This window comes from Micromonospora arida (genome assembly GCF_003857035.1).
Classification (GTDB): domain Bacteria; phylum Actinomycetota; class Actinomycetes; order Mycobacteriales; family Micromonosporaceae; genus Micromonospora; species Micromonospora arida.
Genome location: NZ_QGSY01000106.1, coordinates 1 through 8235 on the forward strand (window position 1 = coordinate 1; position 8235 = coordinate 8235).

At 70.6% G+C, this 8235-nt stretch carries 9 protein-coding genes and 2 pseudogenes; 4 read left to right on the top strand and 7 right to left on the bottom strand.

Annotated features, from left to right (window positions below):
- The coding region (locus tag DLJ58_RS05000) for a C39 family peptidase (RefSeq protein ID WP_208740854.1) at window positions 1-364 on the top strand (364 nt) is incomplete at its 5' end.
- Between the two features lie 66 nt (window positions 365-430).
- Here DLJ58_RS05000 and DLJ58_RS05005 read toward each other — a convergent pair.
- Entirely contained in the window at window positions 431-1192 is a 762-nt protein-coding gene (locus tag DLJ58_RS05005; RefSeq protein WP_244218778.1) for a DedA family protein, read from the bottom strand.
- Between the two features lie 234 nt (window positions 1193-1426).
- On the opposite strand from DLJ58_RS05005, the gene DLJ58_RS05010 reads away from it, so the two are divergent.
- The 3 genes and pseudogenes from DLJ58_RS05010 to DLJ58_RS05015 all read left to right on the top strand — a co-directional run bounded on the left by DLJ58_RS05010 (window position 1427) and on the right by DLJ58_RS05015 (window position 4713).
- Complete coding sequence (locus tag DLJ58_RS05010; protein ID WP_124854071.1) at window positions 1427-4279, top strand: aconitate hydratase; 2853 nt, start codon at window positions 1427-1429, stop codon at window positions 4277-4279.
- 24 nt (window positions 4280-4303) lie between these two features.
- A pseudogene (locus DLJ58_RS33765) lies at window positions 4304-4534 on the top strand (Scr1 family TA system antitoxin-like transcriptional regulator); the annotation flags it as partial.
- Window positions 4525-4713: a DUF397 domain-containing protein gene (locus DLJ58_RS05015; protein ID WP_124854072.1), complete on the top strand. Its 189-nt coding sequence runs from the start codon at window positions 4525-4527 to the stop codon at window positions 4711-4713. The pseudogene DLJ58_RS33765 and the gene DLJ58_RS05015, both read left to right, overlap by 10 nt.
- An 11-nt stretch (window positions 4714-4724) precedes the next feature.
- Here DLJ58_RS05015 and DLJ58_RS05020 read toward each other — a convergent pair whose 3' ends face one another.
- The 6 genes and pseudogenes from DLJ58_RS05020 to DLJ58_RS05045 form a co-directional block, all read right to left on the bottom strand.
- A complete protein-coding gene (locus DLJ58_RS05020) occupies window positions 4725-5981 on the bottom strand; it encodes an RNA polymerase sigma factor (protein ID WP_244218779.1) in 1257 nt (418 codons plus the stop codon).
- Window positions 5982-5986: 5 nt separating this feature from the next.
- Window positions 5987-6313, bottom strand: coding sequence for a YciI family protein (locus tag DLJ58_RS05025; protein ID WP_244218780.1), 327 nt, complete (start codon window positions 6311-6313; stop codon window positions 5987-5989).
- A 94-nt stretch (window positions 6314-6407) separates the two neighbouring features.
- The gene (locus DLJ58_RS05030) at window positions 6408-7019 is read right to left on the bottom strand and encodes a GTP-binding protein (RefSeq protein ID WP_124854074.1); all 612 of its coding nucleotides are present in this window, start codon (window positions 7017-7019) and stop codon (window positions 6408-6410) included.
- Window positions 7000-7386: a DUF742 domain-containing protein gene (locus DLJ58_RS05035; RefSeq protein WP_030337267.1), complete on the bottom strand. Its 387-nt coding sequence runs from the start codon at window positions 7384-7386 to the stop codon at window positions 7000-7002. The genes DLJ58_RS05030 and DLJ58_RS05035 overlap by 20 nt, the downstream gene beginning before the upstream one ends.
- 5 nt (window positions 7387-7391) lie before the next feature.
- Entirely contained in the window at window positions 7392-7814 is a 423-nt protein-coding gene (locus tag DLJ58_RS05040) for a roadblock/LC7 domain-containing protein (protein ID WP_030337269.1), read from the bottom strand.
- A 91-nt stretch (window positions 7815-7905) separates the two neighbouring features.
- Window positions 7906-8235, bottom strand: a pseudogene (locus DLJ58_RS05045) (nitrate- and nitrite sensing domain-containing protein); the annotation flags it as partial.

The following is an 8235-nucleotide window of genomic DNA, read 5'->3' on the forward strand; positions in this document are numbered from 1 at the left end:
CAACTCCATCAACGACATCACCCCCGTACTGAACAAGGAAACCGGTAAGAACGACGCCTACCGCTCCGTAGAAATCAGCACCCCCGACGCCAACGCCAAGCAGACCGATCAGCTGCGCGCCGACATCGTCAAGACCGTCGACGACGGCCGGGCCGTGGTCGCCAACATCGCCGGCACCAGCACCGACACCGACGGCGTCACCCACTCCTACGAGGGCGGGCACTACATCAGCGTCGTCGGCTACCAGAACAACGGTGACACCGTCACCATCGCCGACTCCGCCGACCCCAACCAGGCCGCCTACCAGATCACCGTCGAGCACCTCGCCGACTGGATCGCCACCCGCGGCTACGCCACCAGCTGACCCACACCACCACATGACCGAAGGGCCGGACCCCACCACGGGGTGCGGCCCTTCGGCGTGCCTACGTCAGTGCTCGCGCCCGCGGGTCGGCTCAACGCCGGGCGCCACCACAGCCGCCTCACCGCCGGATGCCGCCGCAACGGACCGACCGCCCGAAGCCGCCCCAGCAGACTGACCGCTGGAAGGCACCTCGGCCGCCTCCATGTCGGCGGCGCCGTCGGCCGACGCGACGCGGTGCGCGCGGCGGCGCAGCCACCAGGTGCTGCCGAGCCCGGCGAGCACCGCGAGGACCAACCCGGCCCAGGAGATGTCCTTCAGCCAGTGTTCGGCCGCCCGGCCAACCGAGTAGAGCAGGTATGTCGTGCCGAAGGCCCAGACCAACCCGCCGGCCGCGTTCGCCACCAGGAAGCGGCGGTACGGCACGTGCAGCGCCCCGGCGAGCGGCCCGGCCAGGATCCGCAGCAGTGCCACGAACCGACCGAAGAAGACCGCCCAGACGCCGTGCCGCGCGAAGCTCTGTTCGGCACGGGCGAGCTGCGCCGGGCCCAGGTGCTTGGGGAACCGTCTGCCCAGCCGGGCGAGCAGCGGGCGACCGCCGCGTCGGCCGACGGCGTACCCGACGGAGTCGCCGACGATGGCGCCGAACGCCGCCGCGCTGGCCACCCACTCCGGCTCCACCACTCCGGTGGCGGCGAGCAGGGCGGAGCTGACCAGGACGATCTCGCCGGGCAGCGGAACGCCCATGCTCTCCACGCCGATCACGCCGGCGACGAGCAGGTAGACCACGCCCGGGGGCAGCGCCGAGAGCCAGTGCTGAACGTCGATCACTCGGCACCCCTTCCGAATCGGCCCCGACCCTACCTCGCCGATCCGACGACGCGGGGCGGTCGCGGGACGACGACGGGCGGTCGCGCGACGCCCAACCCGTGACGTCAGGTTGCACATATAGCAAGACGGACGTACGGTTTTGTTGGAAGCAGAATCGGGCGGTAAGTGTCACCTAACCTCGGCGGCACCCCGACCGGTGCGACAGACTGCTCAGGACTACTCACGGTCGCTGGTGTGAAGGAGTACGACGTGGCGAGCCTCGACACCTTCGGTGCGAAGACCCAGCTACGCGTCGGAGACGCGAGCTACGAGATTTTCAAGATCGACAAGGTGGACGGCCACGCGCGGTTGCCGTACAGCCTGAAGATCCTGCTGGAGAACCTGCTGCGGACCGAGGACGGCGCGAACATCACCGCCGACCACATCCGCCAGCTCGGCGGGTGGGACTCCACCGCCGCCCCGAGCGTGGAGATCCAGTTCACCCCGGCGCGGGTCCTGATGCAGGACTTCACCGGCGTGCCCTGCGTGGTCGACCTGGCCACCATGCGCGAGGCCGTACGTGACCTGGGCGGCGACGCCAGCAAGGTCAACCCCCTCGCCCCAGCCGAGCTGGTCATCGACCACTCGGTCATCGCCGACCTGTTCGGCCGCGAGGACGCGTTCGCCCGCAACGTCGAGCTGGAGTACGAGCGCAACAAGGAGCGCTACCAGTTCCTGCGCTGGGGTCAGACCGCGTTCAACGAGTTCAAGGTCGTCCCGCCGGGCACCGGCATCGTGCACCAGGTCAACATCGAGTACCTGGCCCGCACCATCATGGAGCGCAACGGCCAGGCGTACCCGGACACGGTGGTCGGCACCGACTCGCACACCACCATGGTCAACGGCCTGGGCGTGCTGGGCTGGGGCGTCGGTGGCATCGAGGCCGAGGCCGCGATGCTCGGCCAGCCGGTCAGCATGCTGATCCCCCGGGTGGTGGGTTTCAAGCTCTCCGGTGAGATGCCGGCCGGCACCACCGCCACCGACCTGGTGCTGACCATCACCGAGATGCTGCGCAAGCACGGTGTGGTCGGCAAGTTCGTCGAGTTCTACGGCCCCGGCGTGGGCGCCGTGCCGCTGGCCAACCGGGCCACCATCGGCAACATGTCCCCGGAGTACGGCTCCACCGTGGCGATCTTCCCGATCGACGCGGAGACGATCCGCTACCTGGAGCTGACCGGCCGCGACGCGGCGCAGGTCGCGCTGGTCGAGGCGTACGCCAAGGAGCAGGGCCTCTGGCACGACCCGGACGCCGAGCCGGACTACTCCGAGCGCCTGGAGCTGGACCTCGGCTCCATCGAGCCGTCGCTCGCCGGCCCGAAGCGCCCGCAGGACCGGGTGCCGCTGGGTGCTGCGAAGACGCTGTTCCGCTCCGCGTTGACCGACTACGTGGCCGACGACTCCGTCGGTGAGCGCGACCTCAAGCCGGGTGTCCCCCGCGAGGAGCTGCCGCGTGGCGCCAACGGCCCGGCCGATGAGGCCAGCGCCGAGTCCTTCCCGGCCAGCGACCCGCCGGCCAACGAGTTCAGCGACCCGGCCGACGAGCCTCGTGACCTGGAGACCGCTGCGGTCGGCGCGGGTGGCCGGGCCAGCAACCCGGTCCGGGTCACCGGCGCGGACGGCGTCGAGTACGAGCTGGACCACGGCGCCGTGGTGATCGCCGCGATCACCTCGTGCACCAACACGTCCAACCCGCAGGTGATGATCGGTGCCGCGCTGCTGGCCCGTAACGCTGTGGAGAAGGGCCTGAGCCGCAAGCCGTGGGTGAAGACCACCCTGGCGCCCGGGTCGAAGGTCGTCATGGACTACTACGAGCGGGCCGGCCTCACGCCGTACCTGGACAAGCTCGGCTTCAACCTGGTCGGCTACGGCTGCACCACCTGCATCGGCAACTCGGGCCCGCTGCCCGAGGAGGTGTCGGCCGCGGTCAACGAGCACGACCTGTCGGTCGTCTCGGTGCTCTCGGGCAACCGGAACTTCGAGGGCCGGATCAACCCGGACGTCAAGATGAACTACCTGGCGTCGCCGCCGCTGGTGGTCGCCTACGCCCTGGCCGGCACCATGGACATCGACCTGGCCAACGAGCCGATCGGTGAGGACTCCGAGGGCAACCCGGTCTACCTGCGCGACATCTGGCCGAACAGCGCCGAGATCCAGGACGTCATCGCCCAGGCGATCGGCGCCACCGGTTTCAGCGCCGCGTACGCCGATGTCTTCGCCGGGGACGAGCGGTGGCAGTCGCTGCCGACCCCGACCGGCGACACCTTCGCCTGGGAGAACGACTCCACCTACGTGCGCAAGCCCCCGTACTTCGAGGGCATGCAGCAGGAGCCGAGCCCGGTCGTCGACATCTCCGCTGCCCGGGTGCTGGCCAAGCTGGGTGACTCGGTGACCACCGACCACATCTCGCCGGCCGGCGCGATCAAGGCGGACTCCCCGGCCGGCACGTACCTGGCCGAGCACGGTGTGCCGCGCCACGAGTTCAACTCGTACGGTTCCCGCCGGGGTAACCACGAGGTGATGATCCGGGGCACCTTCGCCAACATCCGGCTGCGCAACCAGCTGGTGCCCGGGGTGGAGGGCGGCTTCACCGTCAACCACCTCACCGGCGAGCAGACCTCGATCTACGACGCCTCGGTGGCCTACCAGGAGGCCGGCATCCCGCTGGTCGTGCTGGCCGGCAAGGAGTACGGCTCGGGCTCGTCGCGGGACTGGGCGGCCAAGGGCACGATGCTGCTGGGCGTCCGGGCGGTCATCGCCGAGTCGTACGAGCGGATCCACCGCTCGAACCTGATCGGGATGGGCGTGCTGCCCCTGCAGTTCCCGGTGGACGTCACCGCCGAGTCGCTCGGCCTGACCGGCACCGAGACGTTCACCATCACCGGGGTGACCGCCCTGAACGACGGTGAGACCCCGCAGACCGTGCAGGTCAGCACCGACACCGGCGTCGAGTTCGACGCCGTGGTGCGGATCGACACCCCCGGTGAGGCGGACTACTACCGGCACGGCGGCATCCTGCAGTACGTGCTGCGCCGCATGATCGCCAACTGATCGCTTACGGCTGGTCGAAGGCCGCTCCCGCTCCGGCGGGGGCGGCCTTCGCCGTTCCCAGCCGCGTTCACAGTGGCCGAGATGCCGGACGGCGCGCGGGTCGCGCACGTCGACGGCCAGGCGCAAGCGCAGCTCATCGACAAGGTTGCCGACGTTGCTACATTCGATCGACGGTGGGAACGCATTCGCGATGGCGCCCTGTCGCGGGCGCAGTCCCTCAATCTCCTCAGGGAAGCGGCAGCATCATGGACCTGACCGGCGCTCGGTGGCGCAAGAGCAGCAAGAGTGGCAACAACGGCGGAAACTGCGTCGAGGTGGCCGACAACCTCGCGGGCGTCATCGGCGTACGTGACTCCAAGGACCCGGCCGGTCCGGCGCTCGCCTTCGACCCGGCGGCTTGGACCCAGTTCCTGGTGTTGGCCAAGCGCGGCTGACCCCCACTGCCCTACGGGGCGAGTTCGTCGGCCCGGTCGAGCAGCGCACGGCGTTCGGCGGTCGAGCCCACCGCTGCCGCCGCCTCCCGGAACAACCCTGCCGCGCGTCTCCGGTCGCCCTGCCGGGCCACCAGATCGGCCTGCACCGCCAGGGCGAGCGGATAGCCGTCCAACCCGCCCCCGGCGCGCGCCGCCTCGAGCACTACCAACCCGGCGGCCGGCCCGTACGCGTAGCCGTGCGCGACCGCACGGTTGAGCTCGATCACCGGTGAGGGACGGAGGTCGGCGAGCGCGTCGTAGGCCCGCGCGATCGTCGGCCAGTCGGTCTCGACGGCCGAGGCGGCGGTGGCGTGGCAGGCGGCGATCCGGGCCTGCCACGCGTACGACCCGTCGTGGCGTACCCGATCGAGGGCGGCCAGGCCCTCGGCGATGGCGTCGCGATCCCACCGGTCGCGGTCCTGCCGCTCCAGGGTGAGCAGGTTGCCGGCAGCGTCGCGGCGGGCGTCGCGACGGGAGTGTTGGAACAGGCACAGCGCCAGCAGCGCGGCGACCTCGGACTGGTCGGGCATCAGCCGCTCGAGCAGCCGGGCCAGCCGGACCGCCTCGGCGGCGAAGGCCGGCTCGCCGTCGGCGACGTAGCCCCGGGTGAACAGCAGGTACAGCACGGCGAGGACGCCGGGCAGCCGTTCGGTCAGCGCCGGCCCGCTCGGCACCCGGTACGGGATGCCGGCCTGGGCGATGCGGGTACGCGCCCGGGTCAACCGGCGGGTCATCGTCGACTCGCTGACCAGCAGCAGGCGCGCGATGTCAGCGGTCGGTACGCCGCAGACCGTTCGCAGCGTCAACGCCACCCGGGCCTCGATCGCGAGCGCCGGATGGCAGCAGGTGAAGATGAGACGCAGTCGGTCGTCCACCACGTCCTGCCCCGCCTCGGGCTCGGGCTGCGCCTCGTCCGGCGTGAGCAACGCCAGGTCGTGCAGCTTGCGCCGCTCCACTGTGGCCCGGCGCAGCACGTCGATCGCCCGGTTGCGCGCCACCGTCATGAGCCAGCCGCCCGGGTTGGCCGGCACACCGTCGGTGGGCCAACGCTCCAGCGCGACGGTCAACGACTCCTGGGCGCAGTCTTCGGCCAGCGCCCAGTCCCCGGTCACCCGGATCAGGGTCGCGACGATCCGGGGGTACGCCTCGACGCTGGCGGCCGCGACGGCCTCCGCCGCCGCGCCGGCCGGTGCCTGGGTGCGCATCGGCCGGCGCGGCGAGGTGGACATCGCGCTCAGTCTGGCAGGTCCGCGAACGGGCGCAGTTCGAGCCGCCCTTCGCGGGCCATCGGGTGCGTGCGGGCCACCTCGATCGCCTCGTCCAGGTCGGCGCAGTCGAGCAGGTCGAAGCCCACGATCACCTCGGCGGTCTCCGCGAACGGGCCCTCGGAGACGAGCAGCTCACCGTCTCGAACCCGAACGGTGGTGGCGGCGCTGGTCGGCGCCAGCGCGTCGCCGGTCAGACGGCGACCCCGTGAGTCGTTCTCCGCCACCCACTTGTGGATGTCGGGCAACTCGGTGGGGTCGGTGTCCGGCTTGGCGTCGCTGCAGACGAACATCATGTACTTCATCTGGTCGCTCCCTTGTTTCTCGGGGTATCACCAGCATGACGATCGGCCGACAGCGTTCCGGACACCCTCCCCCGAAAAACCTTGGTCAGTCTCCACTGGCGGCGCGGCGGCGGGCCTCGCGGGTCTTCATGGCGTGCTCCATCAGCGTGACGAGCACCTCCTTGCTGGACTCCCGCTGCCGGGCGTCGCAGAGCAGCACCGGCACACCCGGGTCCAGGTTCAGCGCGGCCTGCACCTCGTCGAGCCGGTACTTACGGGCATCCTGGAAGCAGTTCACCGCCACCACGAAGGGGGTCCCCCGACCCTCGAAGTAGTCGATCGAGGGGAAGCAGTCGGCGAGCCGGCGGGTGTCGGCCAGCACCACAGCGCCGATCGCCCCCAACGCCAACTCGTCCCAGACGAACCAGAACCGGTCCTGCCCCGGCGTGCCGAACAGGTACAGCACCAGGTCGTCGCTGATGGTGATCCGGCCGAAGTCCATGGCCACGGTGGTGGTGGTCTTGCTCTCCACCCCGGACAGGTCGTCGATGCCGACCCCCGTCTCCGTCAGCACCTCCTCGGTGCGCAACGGCCGGGTTTCGCTGACCGCGCCAACCATGGTCGTCTTGCCCACGCCGAAGCCGCCCGCGACCAGGATCTTGATCGCGGTGGGCAGTGGGGTCGCTCCCGCCGGCCGGTCAGAGTGCCCGTAGTCCATTGATAACCGCCTCGAAGATGCTGTTGTCGGGAAGACCGGCCGTGGTCTGCGGCTCGCGGACCTGCACCAGGCTGCGGGCCGCCAGATCACCGAGGAGCACCCGGATGGTGCCCACGGGCAGGTCGAGATGGGCGGCGATCTCGGCGACGGACTGTATGCGTTGGCACAGGCCGACGATCGCCAAATGCTCGGGACCGAGACCGACCTCGGGCGTGACCTCGGCTCGGGTCGCCGTGACCAGGGAGATCAGGTCGAATGTGCCGGTGACCGGGCGGGCCCGACCACGCGTCACCGCGTACGGACGCACCACCGGACCCGCGTGGTCATCCACCCACTGATGGTCTGCGGACTCCCCCTGGACCGTCATCGCCGCTACCTCTCGCCGACCTGCTGATCAGTGCCGCGCGACGGCGATGCGACGTACTTGCCGACGCGGGTGACCAGCATCGCCATCTCGTAGGCGATCAGGCCGACGTCGGCGTCCTCGGTGGCCAGTACCGCCAGACAGGCGTTGCGGCCGGCCGCCGTGACGAACAGGAACGACGACTGCATCTCGATGATGGTCTGCTGCACCTGCCCACCACCGAAACGCTTGCCGGCACCTCGGGCGAGGCTCTGGATGCCGGCCGCCATCGCCGCGAGGTGCTCGCCGTCGTCCCGGCTCAACCCCTGGGAGGAGGCCATCAAGAGGCCGTCGGTGGAGAGCGCGACCGCGTGTTCGGCCTGCTTCACCCGGCCCACCAGGTCATCCAGCAACCACGTCAGGTCGGCGCTCGAAGCCGTCTTCTGGGTCACTTCGTCGTCCTCTTCTCGCCCGGCTGTGCGCCGTTGTTCGTCTGGGGCTCGACCGTCACACCGCGCGGAAACCCGCGTCGTCGGTGCCCGGTCAGGTCGCTTGTGGATCCTCGTCGGTCGGCTCGGACGGCGTCGCCGCCGGGGCGCCGGAGGCGCCGCCGAGCAGCCGAGCCGCATCGGTCCGCCCACGCCGGGTGCCGGTCTGGTAGGAGCTCATCATCCGGCGAACCTGCTCCGGTGGGCGCACCACATCCTCGTCGTCGGTTTCGGACACCGCCGGGTCGTCTCGCAACTCGGGAACGATGTTCGCCTGTCGGACCCGGACGGGCAGGCCGGAGTCGGTCCGCTCCGCCTCGGCGCGGGCGTGCACCGGGCCGCCGTCGCCGGCCAGGGCGGCATCTCCGTCGGGGGTCTCCGGGCG